The 19,946-nt window shown below is 61.0% G+C and carries 16 protein-coding genes; 12 read left to right on the plus strand and 4 right to left on the minus strand.

The genetic code is table 11. From position 1 onward, the window contains the following. Positions 1 to 74 precede the first annotated feature (74 nt). From ACJD00_RS02850 to ACJD00_RS02860, 3 genes are all read left to right on the plus strand, one after another. Positions 75 to 554: a MarR family winged helix-turn-helix transcriptional regulator gene (locus ACJD00_RS02850; RefSeq protein ID WP_418908389.1), complete on the plus strand. Its 480-nt coding sequence runs from the start codon at positions 75 to 77 to the stop codon at positions 552 to 554. Beyond that, complete coding sequence (locus ACJD00_RS02855) at positions 555 to 2,102, plus strand: MFS transporter (protein WP_418908390.1); 1,548 nt, start codon at positions 555 to 557, stop codon at positions 2,100 to 2,102. Positions 2,103 to 2,212: 110 nt separating this feature from the next. Beyond that, complete coding sequence (locus ACJD00_RS02860; RefSeq protein WP_418908391.1) at positions 2,213 to 3,388, plus strand: CaiB/BaiF CoA transferase family protein; 1,176 nt, start codon at positions 2,213 to 2,215, stop codon at positions 3,386 to 3,388. Here ACJD00_RS02860 and ACJD00_RS02865 read toward each other — a convergent pair. Next, on the minus strand, positions 3,385 to 4,923 hold the full coding sequence (locus tag ACJD00_RS02865; RefSeq protein ID WP_418908392.1) for a PucR family transcriptional regulator ligand-binding domain-containing protein: 1,539 nt from the start codon (positions 4,921 to 4,923) through the stop codon (positions 3,385 to 3,387). The genes ACJD00_RS02860 and ACJD00_RS02865 overlap by 4 nt on opposite strands. A gap of 115 nt (positions 4,924 to 5,038) precedes the next feature. Between ACJD00_RS02865 and ACJD00_RS02870 the strand changes: the two genes are divergently transcribed. Together ACJD00_RS02870 and ACJD00_RS02875 are read left to right on the plus strand one after the other, a co-directional pair. Further along, on the plus strand, positions 5,039 to 6,211 hold the full coding sequence (locus ACJD00_RS02870) for an acyl-CoA dehydrogenase family protein (protein WP_418908393.1): 1,173 nt from the start codon (positions 5,039 to 5,041) through the stop codon (positions 6,209 to 6,211). Positions 6,212 to 6,235: 24 nt separating this feature from the next. Next, the gene (locus tag ACJD00_RS02875; protein ID WP_418908394.1) at positions 6,236 to 7,693 is read left to right on the plus strand and encodes an aldehyde dehydrogenase family protein; all 1,458 of its coding nucleotides are present in this window, start codon (positions 6,236 to 6,238) and stop codon (positions 7,691 to 7,693) included. Positions 7,694 to 7,706: 13 nt separating this feature from the next. On the opposite strand, the gene ACJD00_RS02880 is transcribed toward ACJD00_RS02875, so the two are convergent. Next, entirely contained in the window at positions 7,707 to 8,141 is a 435-nt protein-coding gene (locus tag ACJD00_RS02880) for a pyridoxamine 5'-phosphate oxidase family protein (RefSeq protein WP_418908395.1), read from the minus strand. 95 nt (positions 8,142 to 8,236) lie between these two features. On the opposite strand from ACJD00_RS02880, the gene ACJD00_RS02885 reads away from it, so the two are divergent. The 3 genes from ACJD00_RS02885 to ACJD00_RS02895 all read left to right on the plus strand — a co-directional run bounded on the left by ACJD00_RS02885 (position 8,237) and on the right by ACJD00_RS02895 (position 10,696). Further along, a complete protein-coding gene (locus ACJD00_RS02885; protein WP_418908396.1) occupies positions 8,237 to 9,322 on the plus strand; it encodes an App1 family protein in 1,086 nt (361 codons plus the stop codon). Between the two features lie 29 nt (positions 9,323 to 9,351). Beyond that, positions 9,352 to 9,786, plus strand: coding sequence for an acyl-CoA thioesterase (locus ACJD00_RS02890; protein ID WP_418909292.1), 435 nt, complete (start codon positions 9,352 to 9,354; stop codon positions 9,784 to 9,786). A 61-nt stretch (positions 9,787 to 9,847) separates the two neighbouring features. Beyond that, entirely contained in the window at positions 9,848 to 10,696 is an 849-nt protein-coding gene (locus ACJD00_RS02895; protein WP_418908397.1) for a siderophore-interacting protein, read from the plus strand. 324 nt (positions 10,697 to 11,020) lie between these two features. On the opposite strand, the gene ACJD00_RS02900 is transcribed toward ACJD00_RS02895, so the two are convergent. Beyond that, complete coding sequence (locus tag ACJD00_RS02900; protein ID WP_418908398.1) at positions 11,021 to 11,629, minus strand: DNA-3-methyladenine glycosylase I; 609 nt, start codon at positions 11,627 to 11,629, stop codon at positions 11,021 to 11,023. A 57-nt stretch (positions 11,630 to 11,686) separates the two neighbouring features. Here ACJD00_RS02900 and ACJD00_RS02905 point away from each other — a divergent pair, with 57 nt between their 5' ends. The 4 genes from ACJD00_RS02905 to ACJD00_RS02920 all read left to right on the plus strand — a co-directional run bounded on the left by ACJD00_RS02905 (position 11,687) and on the right by ACJD00_RS02920 (position 16,335). Then, the gene (locus tag ACJD00_RS02905) at positions 11,687 to 12,040 is read left to right on the plus strand and encodes an ArsR/SmtB family transcription factor (protein ID WP_418908399.1); all 354 of its coding nucleotides are present in this window, start codon (positions 11,687 to 11,689) and stop codon (positions 12,038 to 12,040) included. Between the two features lie 2 nt (positions 12,041 to 12,042). Next, positions 12,043 to 12,966: a cation diffusion facilitator family transporter gene (locus ACJD00_RS02910; RefSeq protein ID WP_309408784.1), complete on the plus strand. Its 924-nt coding sequence runs from the start codon at positions 12,043 to 12,045 to the stop codon at positions 12,964 to 12,966. Positions 12,967 to 13,093: 127 nt separating this feature from the next. Next, positions 13,094 to 13,843 (plus strand): ABC transporter ATP-binding protein, encoded by a 750-nt coding sequence (locus tag ACJD00_RS02915; protein ID WP_309408783.1) that lies wholly within the window; start codon positions 13,094 to 13,096, stop codon positions 13,841 to 13,843. 5 nt (positions 13,844 to 13,848) lie between these two features. Beyond that, positions 13,849 to 16,335, plus strand: a complete 2,487-nt coding sequence (locus ACJD00_RS02920) for an ABC transporter permease (protein ID WP_418908400.1) — start codon at positions 13,849 to 13,851, stop codon at positions 16,333 to 16,335. 281 nt (positions 16,336 to 16,616) lie between these two features. Here the strand turns inward: ACJD00_RS02920 and ACJD00_RS02925 are convergent, their stop codons facing one another. Beyond that, positions 16,617 to 19,946 (minus strand): ATP-binding protein, encoded by a 3,330-nt coding sequence (locus ACJD00_RS02925; protein WP_418908401.1) that lies wholly within the window; start codon positions 19,944 to 19,946, stop codon positions 16,617 to 16,619.

Consider the following 19,946-nt stretch of genomic DNA (forward strand, 5'->3'; position numbering starts at 1 on the left):
CGGTGGCGATTTAGTTGACTAGGTCAACGAATCGCCATACTGTTGACCTAGTCAACAGTTGGGAGTTTCAACTAATGGAGTCACGCAGCTCGGCCGCACGACTGATCGAGGAATTATCCCGTGGATCTCGTTTGCTCCACGTGCTCGCGCAGCTAGACACCACCGCTCAGGCCGTGTCCAACGGGGCCTTTCACGTGTTGCACGTGATCTCGAAGAAGGAACCCACCCACGCAGCCGACGTAGCTTCCGTCATGGGCATTGGGACGGCAGCCGTGAGTCGCCACTTGACGGAGCTCGAAGGAGCCGGGCTGATCGCTCGACACACCTGCTTCGATGACGCGCGTCGGGCCATCCTGGCTTCGACTGAGGCCGGTCGCACCGCACTGGCCACGCGCGAAGCCCACCGCGCCCAGCGTTTGACGGCCGCGTTACCTCAGTGGTCTGCGGAGCAGATGAACGCTTTGGGGCAATCGTTGGGTGAGCTCAACGACGCGCTGCGTGAGGCGATTGATGACTATCGGCTACGAACGACGGACCAGGAGAAGCAGGCGTAGATGAACCCATCAGAGAAACCGGTCGATCGCACTGAACGCACCGCGGACAAGGCGCAAATGAATCAGCGCGAAGTTTTGCGTTCGATCGCCGGGGTGCTGGCCTCGTTTTTTGCGGCCATGCTGGCTACGACCATTGTTTCTATTGCCCTTCCCACGATCATGGACGAGCTGGGCGGATCACAGACCGACTTTAACTGGGTGCTGACGACCACACTGTTGGCTAACGCTGCGACCACTCCCATATGGGGGAAACTGGCCGACCTCTTCGATAAGAAAAAGCTCCTGCAAGGCGGCATTCTTCTTTTCGTGCTCGGATCGGTCCTGGCCGGGTTCGCGATGAACATTCCCATGCTGCTATCCGCCCGTGTCATCCAAGGCATTGGAATGGGTGGGCTGACCGCGATGGGAATGGCGGTTATCGGCACCGTGATCGCGCCGCGCGAACGAGGCCGTTATTCGGGGTACTTCGGCGCAGTGATGGCAGTGTCCACAGCGACCGGTCCGCTCCTCGGCGGGCTATTGGTCGATTCACCGCTGGGCTGGCGGTGGTGTTTCTTCTTTGGCGTACCTATTAGCTTGTTCTCGATATGGCTTATTCATCGCACGTTGCACCTCAAGCACCTCAAACGCAAAGTGCATATTGACTGGTTAGGTGCGATTTTGCTGACCGTCGCCGTCAGCGTGTTGCTGATCTGGGTTTCTTACGTTGGCAAACCCACAGCCTTCGGATGGAATTCGTGGCAGACCTACACCATGGTGTTTGGGGCGTTGTTCCTCGCGGTCTTTTTCGTGCTGGTCGAGAGACGAGCCATTGAGCCCATTATTCCGTTGAACATTATCGTTACTCGCACCACGGCGCTGGCCATTGTGGCCTCAATCGCCATCGGCGTGGGGATGTTCGGTTCCGGTGCCTTTATCGGTCAATACTTCCAGATTGCCCGCGAAGCCAGCCCTACGCTGGCCGGGCTCATGACCCTGCCGATGATCGTCGGAAACTTTACTGGTTCGGTGACCTCCGGACAGCTGATTTCCCGCTTCGGTCGCTGGAAAGTATTTCTGGTGATCGGTTCGGTCACCAACGTGCTGGGACTCGGACTGCTGGGCAGCATGAATGCGGACACCGCGTATCCGCTGTTGGCCGTTGGCATGTTCCTCAACGGAGTAGGGATGGGGTTCATGTTGCAGAACCTCGTGTTGGCGGTGCAGAACACCGTAAAGGTCACCGATATCGGTGCGGCCAGTTCTTCGGTGGCCTTCTTCCGTTCGGTGGGAGGATCCGCTGGTGTGGCGGTACTCGGCGCGATGCTCTCGGACCGGGTGACAGATTTGGTGGCCGCGGGCCTGAACCGCCAAGGAGTCGGCGGGATACCGGTCGGTGGCGGTGATTCGTTGAACCTTTCGGCCATGCCCGAGCCGGTGCGGCTGATTGTGGAGAACGCTTATGGTCAAGCAACCGGCACCGTTTTCATGGCTTCGGCCGCGGTGGCGGCCGTTGCGATCCTCTGCGTGCTGCTCATCAAGGAAGTGCCCCTGCGTCAGTCGGTGTAAGCCACCGGTTTTCGTACAGTTCGCACAATAAGTTGGTCGGGGCCGCGAACTCTCCGGAGCTGAGAGCACGTAGGGTGGCATTAACACATTGACGTGGGAAGGCTGTGTAGATGACCGGGATTCGGCCGCTTGAAGGGCTTGTCGTCGCGGATTTTTCGCGGGTGCTGGCTGGACCATTGTGCACGATGACGCTTGCGGATCTGGGCGCTACCGTTATCAAGGTGGAGCGTCCGGAAACCGGGGACGACACGCGCAGCTGGGGACCGCCCTTTTCCGCGACGGGCGCGACCTACTTCGAATCGGTCAATCGCAACAAGCAGTCCATCGCTCTTGACCTTCAGGATCCCGCCGATGCTGCAATCGCCCGTGATCTCGCGCTACGAGCCGACATTCTGGTCGAGAATTTTCTCACCGGCGGTATGGAGAAACTGGGGCTTGGTTATACCCAACTTAGTGAGCAGAATCCGGGGCTGATCTACGCGTCAGTGACCGGGTTTGGGTCGGCGGCCGGGGCGCAGCTCCCCGGCTATGACTTCATTGTCCAAGCGCTGGGTGGGCTGATGTCCATTACCGGTGCCCCGGAAGGGGAACCGATGAAAGCTGGAGTGGCGCTGGTCGATGTACTCACCGCGAAGGACGCCACGATCGCGATTCTCGCTGCGGTGCGTCACCGAGAACAAACGGGAAGCGGTACCCACATCGAGGTGAACCTGCTCTCGAGTCTGCAGGGGGCCTTAGTCAACCAGGGGCAGGCCTACCTCGGCGCCCAATCGGTGGCGCAACGGATGGGAAACGAACATCCCTCGATCGTCCCCTATCAACTTCTGGACGCCGCCGATGGACCGGTGGCCGTCGCATGTGGCAACGACCGGCAATTTGCCCGGCTCTGCGCCGAACTGGGTGCCCCCGAGCTAGCCTTAGACACGAAATTTGCCACCAACACGCAACGCGTTGCCCATCGCAGGGAACTGGTGGACCTCTTGGAAGGTCTGCTTCAATCCGACACCGCCGCAAACTGGCAGCACCGGTTGACCGCCGTCGGTGTTCCTGCCGGCAAGGTGGCGAATATCGCCGAAGGTCTGGCCTTCGCAGACTCGCTCGGGCTGGATCCTGTCATGGATGTCCTCGACGCTGATGGTGGGATCGTCGGTCGTCAGGTACGCCATCCGGCCACCTGGTCACCGCCACTGGATAGTCCGCGCTTGGCACCACCAAAGCTGGGAGAGCACAACCAGGCGGTGCGTAGCTGGCTCGCAGCGCAGACCGAAGACGTGGGGCGAGGCTAAACGGATTCGCGGTGACGGGCCAACGCCAGCCAAAGATGTGCGGCGACATCGGGGTCATCCAGGTCAACCTCCAGCAGGCTTTGGGCCAGTTGAATGCGGTAGCGCAGCGTATTGCGGTGTACACCCAAATGTCGAGCGGCTTGATCCCACACGCCTCGACAACGCAGATACCCGGTCACCGCTCCGAGCAGATCTGCACGCTGATAGCTGGATAAGGTGAGCACCCACGCATCCGCCTGGGCCTGCGAGGACGCGGCCAGCAGATGCACGCAGCCGGCCGGTACGTGAACTAGGTCGGCCGCGAGAGTCGCGAACTTCTCCGCCACGTTGCTTGCATCGCATCCAGTGGCGAGCATCGCCGTAATGCCGGCACCGCCCAGCGGAATGGAACCGGCGTCGGGTGGCGAAGTATTCGGGCTGGTGTCTGCTCCGTCGGTGGTGGCGGACACGGTGAGTAGGGATTCGTCCAGAACGTAATAGGCGGCATCGTCGGTGCCAAAGTATGGCGCACCCGCGGCCAAGGCCTGCGTGAAGTGCAGTTGGTCGCAGGCCGGCAGCGTCTCGAGTATGCCCCCAAGCTCGGCGGGGGATAGCTCTGTTGGTGCGCCGCGGACCCCGAGGATTGCCACGCGGGCGGGAATATCCCCCAGACCGGCGTCCGCCGCAAGCAAGCGAGCCGCCTCCAGGTGGCCGTTGACCACTAGTTTTGCTGCGGCGGCTGCCAACGTGGCGTGAGTTTGAACCTGCTGTTCATGGTTGCGCGCTCGCAGGGTGAGCAGCACCGTTACCGTCAGGAGCACCTGGCGATCCGCGGGAGTCAGGCGGCGACCGGGGCCGATGCCGAGTACGCCATGCACCTTAGCGCCTAGGTGAATTGGATAGAGCACCGCCGGATGGTTCTGCAACTGGAAGGTCGCCGCCGATGGCGCGGCGTTGCGGCTGAGCCGCTGTGCTTCGGCGCGCAAGGTTGGCAGGTAACCCTGTGCGGTCTCGGGCCAGACCAGGTCACGACCGTTCTCGTCGGAAAGGTAGGCGGCCCAGCCGCCCAATGCTTGGGCCAGCGCCTTCAGTACGGCTAATCCGGCATCGGGGCGTATGGCGGCGCGGGCCAAGGCGGTTTGGGTGCCCACCAGTCCGGAAATTCCCTCGCTTGAGCCGGCCATTGATAACGACCAGAATCGGCGGGTTACTTCTTGGAACGCGGCTTGTTCCGGAATGAGCACGAGATCGAGTTCGTACTTCTGGCATGCCTCGAGCAACGCCGTGGGTACTTCACGAAGGCTCGGGCCTAGTCCCAGCCCTAAGGCGGCCACACCGTGGTCCTTCAGGCGTTGAACGTAGGGCCCGGGGCTTAGCTGACCACTGGCCATGAGTAATCCAGTGGTGAGCAGCAGCTCTCCACCATCTAAGTAGTCGGTGGGATCGGCAAGTTCGGAAATATGCACGCCGCCGATTTCGCTAGCTGAATAGCTCTCCGGGCTCAACGGTTCAAGGGAATCGCCTAGGGCTTCGCCCAGTTGCCGCAAGGTGATCATGGTGAGAGTGTCCGATTCGTTCCAGGTTTTAGGTCAATGTGTCTAATGTTCTCATGTGCTTGAGGTCATAAGTTAGAGAGGTAGCCTCGCCGAACCTGACAAAGGAGCCAGAACCGTGACCGAACAACTGCTGGACCCCTCGGACCTGATTAATCTCGATTCGTTGCTCACCGAACAGGAGCTGAGCTGGCGGGCCACGGTGCGTGAATTCGTCACGGAGCACATCAAGCCGAATATTGCCGCCTGGTACGAGAAGGCCTACTTTCCCCGCGAAATCGTTCCTGAGCTGGGCTCTCTTGGAGTCCTAGGCATGCACCTGGACGGACATGGTTGCGCCGGGCGAACGGCGGTTGAGTACGGGCTGGCTGCAGCGGAGCTCGAAGCGGGGGATTCGGGTCTCAGGACCTTCGTCTCCGTGCAGGGCTCACTGGCCATGAGCGCGATCCATAAGCATGGATCAGAAGAGCAGAAGTCACGCTGGCTGCCAGCCATGGCCGCCGGTGAAGCGATCGGCTGTTTCGGGTTGACCGAGCCGACCGCTGGCTCAGATCCCTCGAGCATGAAGACCTTTGCGCGCCGCGACGGCTCGGATTGGGTGCTCAACGGAGCCAAACGATGGATCGGTTTGGCGACGCTTGCCGACGTTGCGGTCATCTGGGCGCAGACCGAGCAAGGGGTGCGGGGATTCTTGGTACCCACCGAAACTCAGGGATTTAGCGCCACACCCATTGAGCCGAAGCTCTCCATGCGTGCCTCGATCCAATGTGACATCGAACTGACCGAGGTGCGGCTACCCGCCGACGCGGTACTGCCGGATGTGACCGGACTCAAGGGTCCCTTCAGCTGCCTCAACGAGGCGCGCTACGGCATCATTTGGGGATCCATGGGGGCTGCCCGCGACGCATTTGAGGATGCTTTGGCCTACGCGCAGCAACGTTTGCAGTTCGATAAGCCGTTGGCCGGATACCAGCTGACCCAGCAGAAGCTCGTGGATATGGCCCTGGAGATCAATAAAGGATTCTTGCTGGCCGTGCACATCGGGCGACAAAAGGATGCTGGGACTCTGGACCTGCACCAAATATCTGTCGGCAAACTCAATAACTGCCGGGAAGCCATTGAGGTCTGCCGGGAGGCCCGCACCATTTTGGGTGGAAACGGCATCACCATGGACTACTCGCCGCTGCGTCATGCCAACAACTTGGAGTCGGTTCGCACCTACGAAGGCACCGATGAGGTGCACACCCTAATCCTGGGGCAACGACTCACCGGTGTCCCGGCCTTTCGCTAGGCCGTTAGAGGAAGGAACACGACCATGAGCACCTCGCCGTCCGCAACAGAGCTGCGTCATTACCTTGATGGGCGTTGGCTCCACGGATCGGGGCCTGTCATTGAGTGCCGCTCGGCCGTCGACCCGGACCGGGTCCTTGCCGTGGGCCGCTCGGCCGATACCCAGCAGATCGATGCGGCGTTTGCCGCGGCCGGAAAGGCCGCGGGAAGCTGGGCGGCGCTGCCCATGGCGGAGCGGGCCACCTATCTGTTGCGAGCGGCGGATCAACTCACCGGACAAGCTGACGCGCTGGGTGCGGAACTCGCCGTGGAAGAGGGGAAAACCATTGCCGAAGGCATTGCCGAGGTACATCGGGCGGCACAGGTCTTGAACTATGTGGCGGGCGAGGCGCAACGTGAGGCGGGAAGCATCTATCACTCCCCGCGAGCCAATGAGCAAATTATTGTCGGATATCGCCCACTGGGAGTAGTTGCAGTAATTACCCCGTTCAATTTTCCCATCGCCATCCCCGCCTGGAAGATCGCTCCGGCGCTCATCTACGGCAATACCGTCGTGTTCAAGCCGGCGAGTGCCGTGCCGCTGCTGGCTACCCGACTGGTACAGGCTCTCGAAGCCGCTGGTTTGCCGCACGGAGTGCTGAATATGGTGTTGGGTCCCGGCTCCCTGGGCGACGAGCTAATGGCGCATCCGCGACTACGGGGCGTCAGCTTTACCGGATCCACCGAGGTGGGGCGCCAGCTCTGTGCCGCGGGCGCGGCGCGTGGAATTCCGGTGCAAGCAGAAATGGGTGGGAAAAACGCGGCCGTCGTGCTCGCGGATGCCGACCTCGAGATGGCCTGCGAGCAGGTGCTCTTGGGCGCCTTTCGTTCCGCCGGCCAAAAATGTACGGCAACGTCGCGCCTCATCGTCGATCACCGAGTAGCCGACGAGTTGATTGAACGCCTCTGTGACCGCCTCGAGACATGGGTTACCGGGGATCCGCTGGCCGCGGACGTGCACATGGGCCCGTTGGTCGATGAGCGTGCGGCATGTTCGGCGCGGGACCGCCTCGCCCGTGCGTTGGCCTCCGGAGCCACCGAAGTGTTCCACGGGACGGCACCTGCGGGGAAGAACTTTTTGCCTCCGACGCTGTTGGAAGTGACGAATGATGCCGTGGGCCGTGCGAATCCGGCATGGAATGAGGAGTTCTTTGCCCCGGTGCTCACGATCGTGCGCGTGGATGGTGAGGCGCAGGCCTTCGCGGCGGCCAACGACGGTGAATATGGCTTGAGCCTTGCCCTCTTCACCAAAGACCTCGGGGCGGCATTGCGTGCGCAACGCTCGGTCGATGTCGGAATCTTGCATGTGAATTCCGAATCGGCAGGTGCCGAGGTGCACGTGCCCTTTGGTGGCGCAAAGTCCTCGGGTTACGGTCCGAAGGAGCAAGGGCGGGCGGCGCGTGAATTTTTCACGCACAGCACCACCGTTTATTTGCGGGCCTAGCGCGTAGCGGAGCTTAGACGTCCATCTCTGGCTGGGCACCAAGCTGGAAATGCCTGCCGTGAATTTCGGCCACGGTGATACGCACCCATACTTCCTTCAAGGTAGGAATCCAGGGGCTTACACCGCTGGAACGGGCTTCGTTGACGTCGGCCTCGTGCTCGAGAATTTCGGCGCGGCCACGGACCACTACGGACCAAGCCTCGTCGGAGAGGATGCCATCGGCCTCGAAAGCCACTGAGTCGTTGATATTCAGCGCCGCAAGCTTGTTTCCCGGGGCGGTGCGCAGGTAGAGAACGCGCTCCTTGACGACATAGTTGACCGGGACGATGTCGATAAATCCCGCGGCACTTGTCGCCAACCGTCCATGGGAGGTGTGGCTTAGAAGTTCCCAAGACTGTTCCTCGGAGAGAACGAGGACCGGTTCGTCGCTGGCATGTGTGTATCTCATGATCCTAGTTTTCTACGACTTGTAGAAAAAGGCAAGGGGTGGCGTTGCTTCTTGAAAGTTATCTCCGTGCGGCCACTCGTGAAAGACTGGTGTTCATGAGTCACGCACCCATGGATGGCGCCGCGCGGCATATCGCCTCCCGACTGGAGGACAATTTCCACCTTTGGCGCGCCCGGCGCGCTCGCGCCCGCGGCCTACAACCGGTCATCATGCCCTATCCCGGCTATGGATTGCACCGAGTGTCTGGTGGATGGGTGCGCGTCTTCGCTCGCCTCGTGCTGGCGCGCCCAGGCGCATTCGAAGGTGGCCGCCATCAGGCCCAGGTGATCGAGGACGGCATCCGCGGATTCCGAAATTTCGTCTCTCCGGTGCTCCCTTTCGGGCACGTGACGGTCACGATCGGCGGGGACCGCTTTGAAATACAGGCAGATCGTGGTGGCGTGATCGACGTCAAACTCGCCGCCAACCTGGCCTCGGGCTGGAATTCGGTGAAATTGCAGGCAGTCGGAGGGGAATCTGCCACCGCTGAGGTGTTGGTGATCGACGAGGAACAGCAGTTCGGAGTGATCAGCGACGTTGATGACACGGTGGTGGTCACTGCGCTTCCACGTCCGCTGCTAGCTGCCTGGAATTCGTTCGTGCTCTCCGAACACGCACGCGTGGCGACTCCGGGGATGGCCGTGATGATGCAGCGCGTACTGGATCATCATCCGCACAGCCCCACAATCTACCTCTCGACCGGCCCCTGGAATGTCGCTCAAACGCTTTCGCGTTTTATGTCGCGCAATCTCTTCCCGCGCGGACCAATACTTCTGACGGATTGGGGTCCCACCGATCGGGCATGGTTCCGTAGCGGCATGCAGCATAAGGTGGATCAGCTGCGCCGCTTAGCCGAAGAGTTCCCGCAGACCGAGTGGTTACTCATTGGTGATGACGGACAGCATGACCCGGCGATCTATGCGGAGTTTGCCCGCCGCTATCCCGAGCGCGTGAAGGCCATTGTCATTCGTCAGTTGACGCCTTCCGAAGCGGTGCTGGCTGGTGGACGTTCGAGCGAGTTGCGGCGTGCGACGCCCGGTATTGAATGGGTGTACGAGCTGGACGGATCGCGCATGCTGGCGCGGCTCAAGGAGCTTGGTTTGGTCGGGGAGGATGTTCAGTGGCAACAAGAGATCAAGTAACGCCGCAGAAACTGCGTGTACAGGTGCCCATGCGCTGGGGCGATATGGATGCCTATGGGCACGTCAACAACGTGAATCTGATTCGACTGATGGAAGAGGCACGAATCGCGGGCTTCGGGGTGCCCGGCGGTACCGGCGCGCCCGGTGTCGAACCGGCGGTGCAGATTTTTTCGGCCGTTCCGGCCGGCGTGCAGATTCTCGTGGTGGAACACCGGGTGCGCTACGCCCGCCCTCTGGAATACCGCAACGTTCCGGTCAACGTTGACCTGTGGATTGCTTCCGTCAAGCCGGCAAGCTTTGATATTTGCTACGAGTTCCGGGACCCGGTGGATGGTGCGCTGTGCGTGCGAGCCAGTACGACCCTGGCGTTTTTCGACACTTCCTCCTCGCGCGTGCAGCGGCTCACGCCAGCCGAGCGGGCCGGACTCGAGCCATTTATGGGGGCGCCGGTTTTTCCTAAATAGCCAGGGCCGTCGAATCGAAATAGGATAGAACTATCTAACGTATTCGACAGGAAGTGGTCTTGTGTCTAACTCTCGTGAATCCCGACCGGCCCGTCCGCAAGTAGTTCTGCAAGTCTTAGCGCGCCGCGAAGTCTCTGCGCATTTGGTCAGCCTTACCCTCGGAGGCCCTGGGTTCGCCGACTTCGTTGATAAGCCGGTAACAGACCGCTACGTCAAGCTACTCTTTGCCAAGCCAGAGCTGGGCCTCGAGCCTCCCTATGATATGGAGGCGCTGCGCGAGCGGCTAGCCCCGGAAGATATGCCGGTGCGCCGCACGTACACCGTTCGCCGGGTGAACCCGCAAGAGCAAAGCATTGATATCGAGTTCGTGGTTCATGGTGATGAGGGGATCGCCGGACCGTGGGCGCGCAATGCGCAACCCGGTGACACGCTGTGCTTCGTGGGACCTGCGGGAATCTACGCTCCCGATGCAAGCTTTGATCGTCACCTATTGGTCGGCGATGAGACGGCGATTCCGGCAATCAGTGCGGCGCTAGAGTCCATGGATGACTCATTTGTAGCCACTGTGCTGCTTGAGGTTGCTGGCCCCGAAGATGAAATCGAACTACCCCACGCAAAGAGTGTTGATGTGCGCTGGGTGCATCGTGGCGAGGCCTTCTCCCCGGAGTCGACGATCCTTGAACGCGAGGTTCGGGCCCTGCCGTGGCCGGAGGGGCGGATGCAAATCTTTGCCCACGGTGAGCGTGAAGTGATGAAGAACCTTCGCCGCTATTTCCACAATGAGCGAGGGGTGGATCGACGCGACATGTCCCTCTCGGCCTACTGGGCTTTCGGGCGGGCCGAAGATGCTTTCCAGGCCGAAAAGCGCACCCCAGTTGGGCAAATCTTCGAGGAAGCGCCCATCAGCTGACCCTAACTTAGTTCCGCCTAAGAATCTTTTCGAAAAAATACGAAAGTTTCTATTGACCTTATTGGGGGTCGCTGGGCTAAGCTTTAGTCAACGCCTTCTCCGTGTGTGGTCGGAGAAGGCTAAAACTTCGCCGATGACCTCGGCGGGTTTGCCGCCAGGGAATTGCTCAGCCCCGGCGGTCGTCGGGAAACCGGCATCTGTAAGGGGAAAGGGGCTTTGGTGACCTGCTCAGTCACCGGGTCGCATGCAGAATCCCGCCAGGTTTGCACACCCTGGCGGGATTCTGTGGTTAATTGCCCTAGCTTTCCGCGCGGTCCGCGCGCATTAGCCAGGCCAGATTCCGGAGCATCCGCGTCGGTGGGAGCCGAGCAGGTGTGTGTCGATAAGGCCCACCGCTTCCATGAGAGCGAACATCGTGGTGGGTCCGACGAAGCGGAAGCCACGCTTCTTCAATGCCGCGGCCAGCGCCTTCGACTCGACGCTTTGGGTGGGGATTTCATCCATGGCCCGCGGGCAGGGTGTGCGCTCGGGTTTGAAGGACCAGATGAACTCGGCCAAGCCGCCGTCGGCGCGGAGGTCGAGTGTTGCTCGCGCGTTGTTGATCGTCGCCTCGATCTTCAGTCGATTGCGCACGATGGAAGAGTCCTGCATTAGCCGTGTGACATCGTGTTCGGTGAACTGGGCTACCGCCTCAGGTTCAAAGTTCGCGAAGGCTAGGCGGAAATTATCGCGCTTCTTCAAGATGGTGGCCCATGAAAGTCCCGACTGAAAGCCTTCGAGGCTCATGCGTTCAAAGAGCCCCTGCTCATCGCGTATGGGCATGCCCCATTCGGTGTCGTAGTAGTTGCGAAGGATTTCACTGCTGGTGGCCCAGGCGGGGCGGGCTAGGCCGTCGGGTCCCATGATTAGGTCGTTGCTCACGCCGTTAATCATGGCACTTTCGCTGCGGGAGGGGTGGTTTATTGGGGACAAACGGGCTATCATCGCTATATGGCGATAATAGAGTCACTTGGCGATGCAAGGGAACGCGTCGAACTGGCTGCCGTTTTTCATGCACTAGCCGACCCCACGCGTCTTCTGATATTGGAGCACCTGCGCACCGGGGAACACCGCGTGAAGGATCTCACCGAGCATTTGGGTCTGGCGCAAAGCACCGTGAGTGCGCACCTAGCCTGTCTGCGTGACGGTGGATTGGTCTCGGCGCGTAGCCAAGGGCGGGCGAGCTATTTCTCGCTCGTGGACGAACAGCGCATCGCCCGGCTGCTGGCCGAGGCCGGTGCGGCCGCACAACCGCGCGGGCACGAATGGCACGAACACCACATCGAACATGCCGAAGGGAGCTAGCTGTGGGACATAACCACTCGCATCACCAGCACGACTCTGCAGGATCGAATCGCACTCGTCTTGCGTGGGCTTTTGGCATCACCGCCAGCATTCTCGTGGCCGAAATTATCGGCGCCCTGCTGACCAACTCACTCGCCTTGCTGGTGGACGCGGCGCATATGCTCACCGACGCCATGGGGCTCTTGTTGGCGTTGACCGCGGCCCACTTGATTCTGCGTAAACCCACCACCAAGCGAACCTGGGGTTTTCGCCGCGCTGAAGTGCTCTCGGCGACCTTGCAGTCTTCGCTCCTCTTGGCCGTAGGCATCTACGCTGGGATCGACGCCATTCGGCGCCTTTTCGAACCCCCGGAGGTGCAAGCTGCCGGCCTGCTGCTTTTCGGTGTCATCGGTCTCGTTGGCAACCTGATATCCATGTGGATTATCTCGGCTGGAAAGCACGAGAATCTCAATATGCGCGCGGCCTTCCTCGAAGTGCTCAATGATGCGCTCGGCTCGGTGGCTGTCATTATCGCCGCATTGGTTATCGAATTCACCGGTTGGACACGGGCCGACTCCGTGGCCGCCCTGTTGATTAGCGCCTTGATTATTCCTCGAGCAGTGCGACTGCTGGGGGAGACAACCCATATCCTGTTGGAATCCACCCCGCGCGGGCTCGACCTGATTCAGGTGCGCGCCCACCTCGAGGAACAGCCCGGCGTGCTGGCGGTTCATGATCTGCACGCGAGCCAGATCGCTTCGAACCTTCCCGTCCTTTCGGCACATGTGGTCGCCGAGGACGCCATGTTTGACGCGCAAAGCGCAGGAGCCCTGCTCCGAGACTTGCAACGCTGCGTGGCCGACCATTTCGAGGTCAGCATTGAGCACTCGACCTTCCAAATTGAACCTGAGTCACATCACAGCAGCGAACATCACGCACAGTGCTAAAGTGCGCCAGGGATCCTGCGGGGGAGTGGGCGGCAGGTAAATGTCCACCCTAGGTATGAGCCCGGGCGCGCTAAGACCGGTCGCTGGGTCGATCAGATTTGATACAGCTAATTTATAGGCTGTTCATATGACTACAGAAACCCTGAACTCGACCAGCTACGCCGTGCAGGCGCAAGGTCTGTGCAAAAGCTACGGCCATGACTCCACCCGGGTCGACGCCCTGCGCGGCGTAGACGTTGCCATCGAACGATCCCGCTTCACCGCGATCATGGGCCCGTCGGGTTCGGGCAAGTCCACTTTGATGCACTGCCTTGCCGGGCTCGACACGGTGGATGCCGGTGACATCATTATCGGTGGCGTCAATCTCAGCCAGCTGAATGATGACCAGCTGACCACGATGCGCCGCGAACAAATCGGCTTCGTCTTCCAGGCCTTTAACCTCGTGCCCACGCTCAACGCAAAGGACAACATCCTCTTGCCGCTATCGCTCGCGGGCAAGAAATACGATCGTGCGTGGTTCCGCACCGTGATCGACACGTTGGGACTCGGGGAACGCCTCACCCACAAACCACATGAACTCTCCGGCGGACAGCAGCAGCGCGTGGCCGTGGCCCGTGCCCTGCTCACCCGCCCCGAGGTGGTCTTTGGCGACGAGCCCACCGGTAACCTTGACTCGCGCACCGGCGCCGAGGTGCTTTCCCTGCTACGTGCCTCCACACGTGAAATGGGGCAGACCATCATCATGGTGACCCACGATCCGGTAGCCGCCTCCTACGCGGACACCGTGCTGCTGATGAAGGACGGCGAGCTCGTGGGCACCCTTGCGGACCCGACCGTTGCCTCGGTGAGCGAGGCGCTGGCCTCGCTGGCGGAGTAAACGTCATGTTGCAAGTAGCCTTAGCGAATATCAAAACCTATGCACGGCGCTATATTGCCGTGTTGTTGGCGGTGGCCATTGGCACCGCGTTTCTTGGCGCAACGCTCGCGGTGAACTCCTCGACCACCGCGACGCTGAAAAATAGCCTCGGTGATCAGTACAAGAACGCCGACCTCGTGCTGAGCCAAGATCGAAAAACCGCTCCCGATACAGCATCGGCCCTCACCCTGAAAGATGTTGAGGGGCTGCGTGCACTGAATTCGGTGGCCAGCGCCAACGGAACGGCCAACTCGATGGCCTCCATGCGTACCAGCCAAGACCGGTTCGACGTGTTCACCCAGCCGGTGGCCGCCAAGCCGGCCGCATCCCAGACGCTACTCGAAGGCCGCGCGCCCAAGGGCGAGCGAGAGGTGATCCTCGACGTCGAACACGCTAAGTCGATGGAGGTAAACATTGGCGACACCGTCGCCATGGAATTCCCGGGCGAGGAGACCGTAACGGCCGATGCGAAGGTCGTCGGTCTGCAGGCCAGCTCTACGAACCCGATGCGCTCGGGTTATGCTCAGGTTGGTCTGGCCGAGTCGTGGTGGCAGACCGTGACGCCTGAACCGTCGGCTGAGTTTGGGCAGATCGTGATCGACGCCAAGGGCGATGACCCTAGCGCCGCGCGCGAGGAGGTCTCGAAGTACTTCGCCGACCAGAACATCTCCTACATCAAGGTGCTGAGCGCCGACGAGCAAGTAGTTCAAGACGTCGCCCAACTGACCGGCGGCAACGACCAACTCACGATCATCCTGCTGGTATTCGCGATGGTGGCATTGGTTGTCACCGGCCTTGTCGTGATGAACACCTTCTCCGTGGTGATTGCGCAGCGCACCCGCGAACTTGCACTATTGCGAACACTGGGGGCCAAGCGCGGTCAAATCCGCTCCTCGGTGCTCCTGGAGGCTTTGCTGATCGGTATCCTCGCTTCCGCGGTCGGAGTGCTATTGGCGATCGGTCTGCTCGCCGGGCTGATTGCGGTCCTCAAGTCGCTGGTGCCGACCATGAGCTACGCGACGTTGGACTACTCAATGACCGCGATTTGGGTGCCGCTCCTGGTCGGTGTGCTGATGACCGTCCTAGCGGCCTGGGTTCCGGCCCGCCGCGCCATGAAGCTTGCCCCGCTGGCGGCGCTGCGTCCCTTCGACGCGGCTAGTGTCCGCAACCGTGCCGGTGTGCTGCGGATCGTCTTTGGCTCGTTGCTCACCCTTGCCGGAGCCATTGGGCTCGCCGCCGGCATGGTGCTACAGAACCTGCTGATTGCCTTCGCCGGAGGACTCCTGTCCTTCCCCGGCATTTTGATGCTGGCCTCTCTGTTTGTTCCGGGCGCCGTGTTCGGTGTTGGCAAACTGGTTACCTCGGGGTCGGTGGCCGGACGCCTCGCGGCACTGAACTCCGTGCGTAACCCCGGGCGCACCACCGCTACGGCCACGGCACTGCTCATCGGTGTGACCCTCGTGTCGATGATCATGGTTGGCGGGCAAAGCGCCAAGTCGACACTCAATGAAGGCGTTATGGCCGAGTACCCGGTCGACCTGAGCGTCTACTCGGAGAAGCCGTTCAGTGACGACACACGGCAGCAACTTGAGGCTCTGGAATCCGTGCAGGCCACGGCCACGCTACAAATGAAGCAGGCCGAGATCAGCTACTCGGACGGCACCACCATGGAAACGGAACTACAGGTCGTGGATCCGGAAGCCATGCGTAAGGTCGCGCTGAACCAGGACATCGTCCCGGCCGAGGGCCAGCTGGTCTATACGCCATGGAGCGATGAGGAGCTTACGGCGACCATCAGCGGCACCAAGCTTGAAGCCAAGGCTTCTGGAGCGTTGATTTATGCTCCATACATCAGCAAGCAGACCGCCACACAGCTGGGCCTGAAGGATTCGCCTTCGGCCATGGGCGCCTTGATGCTCAAGCTCGATGCCGACCTGAGCCCGTCAGAGGTGCAACAGGCTGCGCAGGATATCGCCGATATCGCCGGCGTCGAAAGCTATCAGGTCTCCGGTGGAGCCATTGAGAAGTCGATGTTCGGTCAGGTCATCGACGTGCTGCTGATGATCGTTTCGGGTCTGCTCGCGGTGGCCGTACTCATCGCGCTGATCGGTGTGGCCAATACCTTGAGCCTGTCGGTTCTCGAACGAACTCGAGAGAATGCGCTCCTGCGTGCGTTGGGCTTGAAGAAGGGCCAGTTGCGTTCCATGTTGGCGACCGAAGCCGTGCTGATCGGCGGGGTCGCGGCACTGCTCGGCATCGTACTGGGCGTCGCTTACGGCTTGATGGGCGCCTATAGTGCCTTGGCCGCCGTGGGTACCGTGCACTTCAGCATCCCTTGGCTGCAGCTGCTGGTGGTGCTGGCTGTGAGCGTTGTCGCCGCGCTGCTGGCTTCGGTCACTCCGGGCCGCAAGGCTGCCCGACTCTCACCGGTGGAGGGTCTAGCCACCGAGTAGGTCTCGTAACCCGGAGTTTGAAAGGGCCCGGTGCCCGTCAACGATCCCATGCGGGAGAGCTGACGGGCACCGGGCCTCGTTCTGTTACCGGCCGGTATCAAGGAATCTCACAGACTAGTTTCCTAAGCTGATGACGATCGTTCTTTTTACTACTGTGTAGAACGTTCCCGTGCTTTCTGGGGAGAAAGCACCCTTGGGGTTCCGGGCCAGTTCGTATATGGCCGGGCTATGCCCGGACCTCAGGGAGAAACTGGCCCGCAGTAGCAGGCGAACCCATTGTTTTAGTCACCCAGCCTGATTGTGGTGGCCACCGCCGGCGAACGCCCCGTAGTCACGAATCCCGAAATATTCGACCCGGGATGTTTGATGATGTCGGTAATCGATCCCAAGTGCCGGCTCAAGTCGATCTTGTCTTCGGGCGCGGCCAAGACCAGGTGGAAACCGAACTCCTGCAGGGCGCGAATGCCCGCCGCCGCATAATCGGCGTTGGCCTGAATGAAGGCTTCATCGATCATCACCGTGCCGTACGAGGTAAAGCCTGCGGCCGCAAAGCCCAGCTGGTAGGCCAGGGCTGCACCCATGATAAATGAGGTGAAGCGCTGCCCCTCGCCACCGGAGAGCGTTCCGGGCTCCAGCCCGGTTTCGATCTCGCCGTTGGTTTTGTGTTCATTGCAGCTGATCACCACATGTTGGCGCACGTCGAGCACGGTAGAACGCCACGCGCTGCGCTGCGGGTCGCTCAAGGCCTGCACGAGTGCTTCGAGCGCCTGATACGAACTAGCGAGGGTGCTTTCTTCCTTGGTCGTATAGGCCTGAGCCAATGCCTGCTTCAGTTCGTTTCGGAACGTCCCGGCTTCGGCAGGAATCGAGTTGCTGACCTCGAGGCGCAGCACCGATCCATGTTCGAAGGGCACATCGGCCAGAATCTGATTCAGCGGCTTAATGCGCTCGGAAATCATCCGGCGTTCCTCATCGAGCAATTGCAGCAGGTCGCTGAAACGCTCGTAGGAACGGTTGGCAAAGTATTCGCGGAACTGCTCCTCATGGTGCGGCAGTCCGTCGGCAACGATTTGCGCGTGAAGCTTGGCGTAATGCTCTGCGGCTTGGGGAGACGTACCGTGCGTTTGTGCCTGAGCCGGACCGAATTCCCGGGCGAAGCGTTTGAAGGTTTCGCTCAGTTCACCGGCGACTTCCTGACGTTCGCTACGCAGCTGATTCAGCTCGGTGCCGAGACTCAACTTGAGATCGGCGAAAATTTCGGTGATCGAATCATTGCTCGGGCACTGTCCTTCGGACAGCTGTGCCAGCAACTGATGGATCGTCGGCTGCTGTGCCAGCTCGGCCGGTACCTGTCCGATCCAGTCCTCGGCGTCCTCGCCGTTGGTGCTGGCAAGCACCTTTTCTGCTCGGGCGATCTGGACAGTGGTATCTTCAATGCGGGCCCGAGTCAGCGCCAGCTCTCCGACTACCGACTCGCTTTGCGCGGTGGCTTCTTCGATATCGGCGCGCACCCGGTGCGTATCACCGGTCAACGTCATTGCGTCGCCGAGCTGCTGCTCCTTGGCGCGGAGTTCGGTCAAAGCGGCCGTGGAGTCCAGTTGCGCGAAGCTACGGTCATCCTGCATAAGGGCGGTGAGCAGCCGCGTCTTGGCCGCCATCTTGTCCTTGGCCGCGGTCCGCTCGGTGGCGGTCTGTTCAGCCTGGGCAATTTCGTCCTGCAGCTTGCGCGCCTTGGCCTGAAGCTCAGAAATCTTTGACTCGTTGGTAAAACCGAGCAGGTACTCGCTGGCCGGCAAGGTTCGGGTATCGCGTTCGTAGCTGCCCTTCCCCGACTTGATCGTGCCGGCTGGGGTGATTGCCTTGGCGTGTAGGTGCATCTGCGCATCAGAATCCACGCACACCAGTGGGTAGTCGGCCGCGATCTTGGCGCGAAGCCACCGCCCCGCCGGCGTGGAGGCGAATTCCAGCTTGCTCACCAGATCGTTGGGTCCTTCGGTGGCTTCACGAGGTGTGGTGGACATATCCGCCCAGCGCACGCGTCCCAGGCCGGAGAGCTGGTCAATGGCGTGGGTGACCTTGGACAGATATTCGCCGGGTACCAGAATGGTGCGCGCCAGCGTTCCCAGTGCCTTCTCGGCGGCCAGGCGCCAGTCGTTCTGCGTGCCGGCCACATCCATGAGTTCACCGGCAAAGGGCAGATCCGATTCGGATAGGGAGCAGGCCGAGGCGATGGCGCGTCGAGCGGCCACCGACCGGTCGTCAATGTTGCTACCTCGGCGCTGGTAAGAGACGATCTGCTCGTTGAGCGTATCGGCACGCTTGCGCAGATTAACCAGTGCGGCCATGGCCTCGTATTGCACCGTTTGCACGTCGGCGGCGATCGATTCCAACTGCTGAAGTCCGCGCGCAGCATTCGCACGAAGCTCATCAAGGCCGGGTCCGCTGAACTCAAACTTCAGCCCTGCCTCGCTGGCCTGCTCCTGAAGTTCGTGGATGACCTGCTGCTTTTCCGCCAAGGTTTTGCGCGCCGCGTCGGCCTCGCGCTCGAGAAGCATCAGTGAGGTGGTACCAGAGTCATTACTGGCCGCGTGCAGGGTTTGCAGCCGGGAGTCGAGCTCCTCTTTACGGGCCACCAATTTTGCCTCGCTGGCCCGCAAGGATTCCAAGCTTTGCGTGTGCCGCTGTAGGTCATTGCGCAATACGTGACGGCGCACCTGGGCTTCGAGCTGGGCGATGTCTGACTCAAGGAGTGTGCTGGTGGCCTCGATCTTGGCACCGAGGGCTCGGTACGTCGCGTCCTGGGCCGGGACCTTGGCCAACACATCGCGTTGCGCCCGAGCGGTGTCCAGCTGCCGGTAAATTCCTCGCAAGTGGGCAAAATCTTCGACCGCGGCGGCGGCGGCCTTCAACGTGGCCGGTTCAGCGAGCACCTCATGACGGAAGAACAGGTTAACGCCCTTGGCTAAGCCCTTGCCGTTCTGCAGGGTACGCAGCAGCGCGAAGGCCTTATCGGATTCGACACCAAGCCGGCGGCGTACCTTCTCAATAAACGCCTTATGCGTATCAAAGGCCTCGGCCGGAGCCAGCGCCTTGGCCAACGAGGACATCGTGAAACGGCGCGGACCGTGATCTTCCAAGTCGGAGATCTGCAGCGGACCTTCACACAGCAAATAGTGCTTCGAGACCTGAGACTCGAGACCTGCATCGGGCAGGTCAAAGACGGCGCCGGCGCTCACCACGTTGCCGAGGCCGTCTTCATAACTCAAGATAATGGCGCTCCAGGTCGCCCCTGGCCGCTGATAGACGGTCCCGGCAGCGGTCTTGAACTTTCGTCCGCGCATGTAGGAGAACGTGGTGCGGCGGTCCTCGCGCGAGACTGCCTCGTTCGCCGATTCATTCAGTCGTGGGCTGGCGAAGAACACATGCCCCATGGCATCGAAGAGCGTGGACTTGCCTACCCCGGGGTGACCGGTGATCAGTGTTCCACGCCGGTCGATCTCCAGGGAATGCAAACCATGGAAGGTTCCCCAGTTGACGATTTGGATACGGCTGAGGCGATGCTGGCCCGGGTTCAGTCCGCCGCCGATGGGCAGGGTCATCTCAATGCTCAT

Origin of the sequence: Glutamicibacter endophyticus (assembly GCF_048457885.1) — a bacterium.
GTDB lineage: Bacteria > Actinomycetota > Actinomycetes > Actinomycetales > Micrococcaceae > Glutamicibacter > Glutamicibacter endophyticus.

Coding starts and splice junctions, on each gene's coding strand:
- ACJD00_RS02900 (WP_418908398.1), bottom strand. CDS start 11,629: ATGATTAACGGCGTGAGCAACGACCTAATCATGGGACCCGACGGCCTA.
- ACJD00_RS02915 (WP_309408783.1), top strand. CDS start 13,094: ATGACTACAGAAACCCTGAACTCGACCAGCTACGCCGTGCAGGCGCAA.
- ACJD00_RS02850 (WP_418908389.1), top strand. CDS start 75: ATGGAGTCACGCAGCTCGGCCGCACGACTGATCGAGGAATTATCCCGT.
- ACJD00_RS02865 (WP_418908392.1), bottom strand. CDS start 4,923: ATGATCACCTTGCGGCAACTGGGCGAAGCCCTAGGCGATTCCCTTGAA.
- ACJD00_RS02920 (WP_418908400.1), top strand. CDS start 13,849: ATGTTGCAAGTAGCCTTAGCGAATATCAAAACCTATGCACGGCGCTAT.
- ACJD00_RS02925 (WP_418908401.1), bottom strand. CDS start 19,946: ATGAGCATTGAGATGACCCTGCCCATCGGCGGCGGACTGAACCCGGGC.
- ACJD00_RS02860 (WP_418908391.1), top strand. CDS start 2,213: ATGACCGGGATTCGGCCGCTTGAAGGGCTTGTCGTCGCGGATTTTTCG.
- ACJD00_RS02890 (WP_418909292.1), top strand. CDS start 9,352: ATGCGCTGGGGCGATATGGATGCCTATGGGCACGTCAACAACGTGAAT.
- ACJD00_RS02855 (WP_418908390.1), top strand. CDS start 555: ATGAACCCATCAGAGAAACCGGTCGATCGCACTGAACGCACCGCGGAC.
- ACJD00_RS02875 (WP_418908394.1), top strand. CDS start 6,236: ATGAGCACCTCGCCGTCCGCAACAGAGCTGCGTCATTACCTTGATGGG.
- ACJD00_RS02880 (WP_418908395.1), bottom strand. CDS start 8,141: ATGAGATACACACATGCCAGCGACGAACCGGTCCTCGTTCTCTCCGAG.
- ACJD00_RS02885 (WP_418908396.1), top strand. CDS start 8,237: ATGAGTCACGCACCCATGGATGGCGCCGCGCGGCATATCGCCTCCCGA.
- ACJD00_RS02905 (WP_418908399.1), top strand. CDS start 11,687: ATGGCGATAATAGAGTCACTTGGCGATGCAAGGGAACGCGTCGAACTG.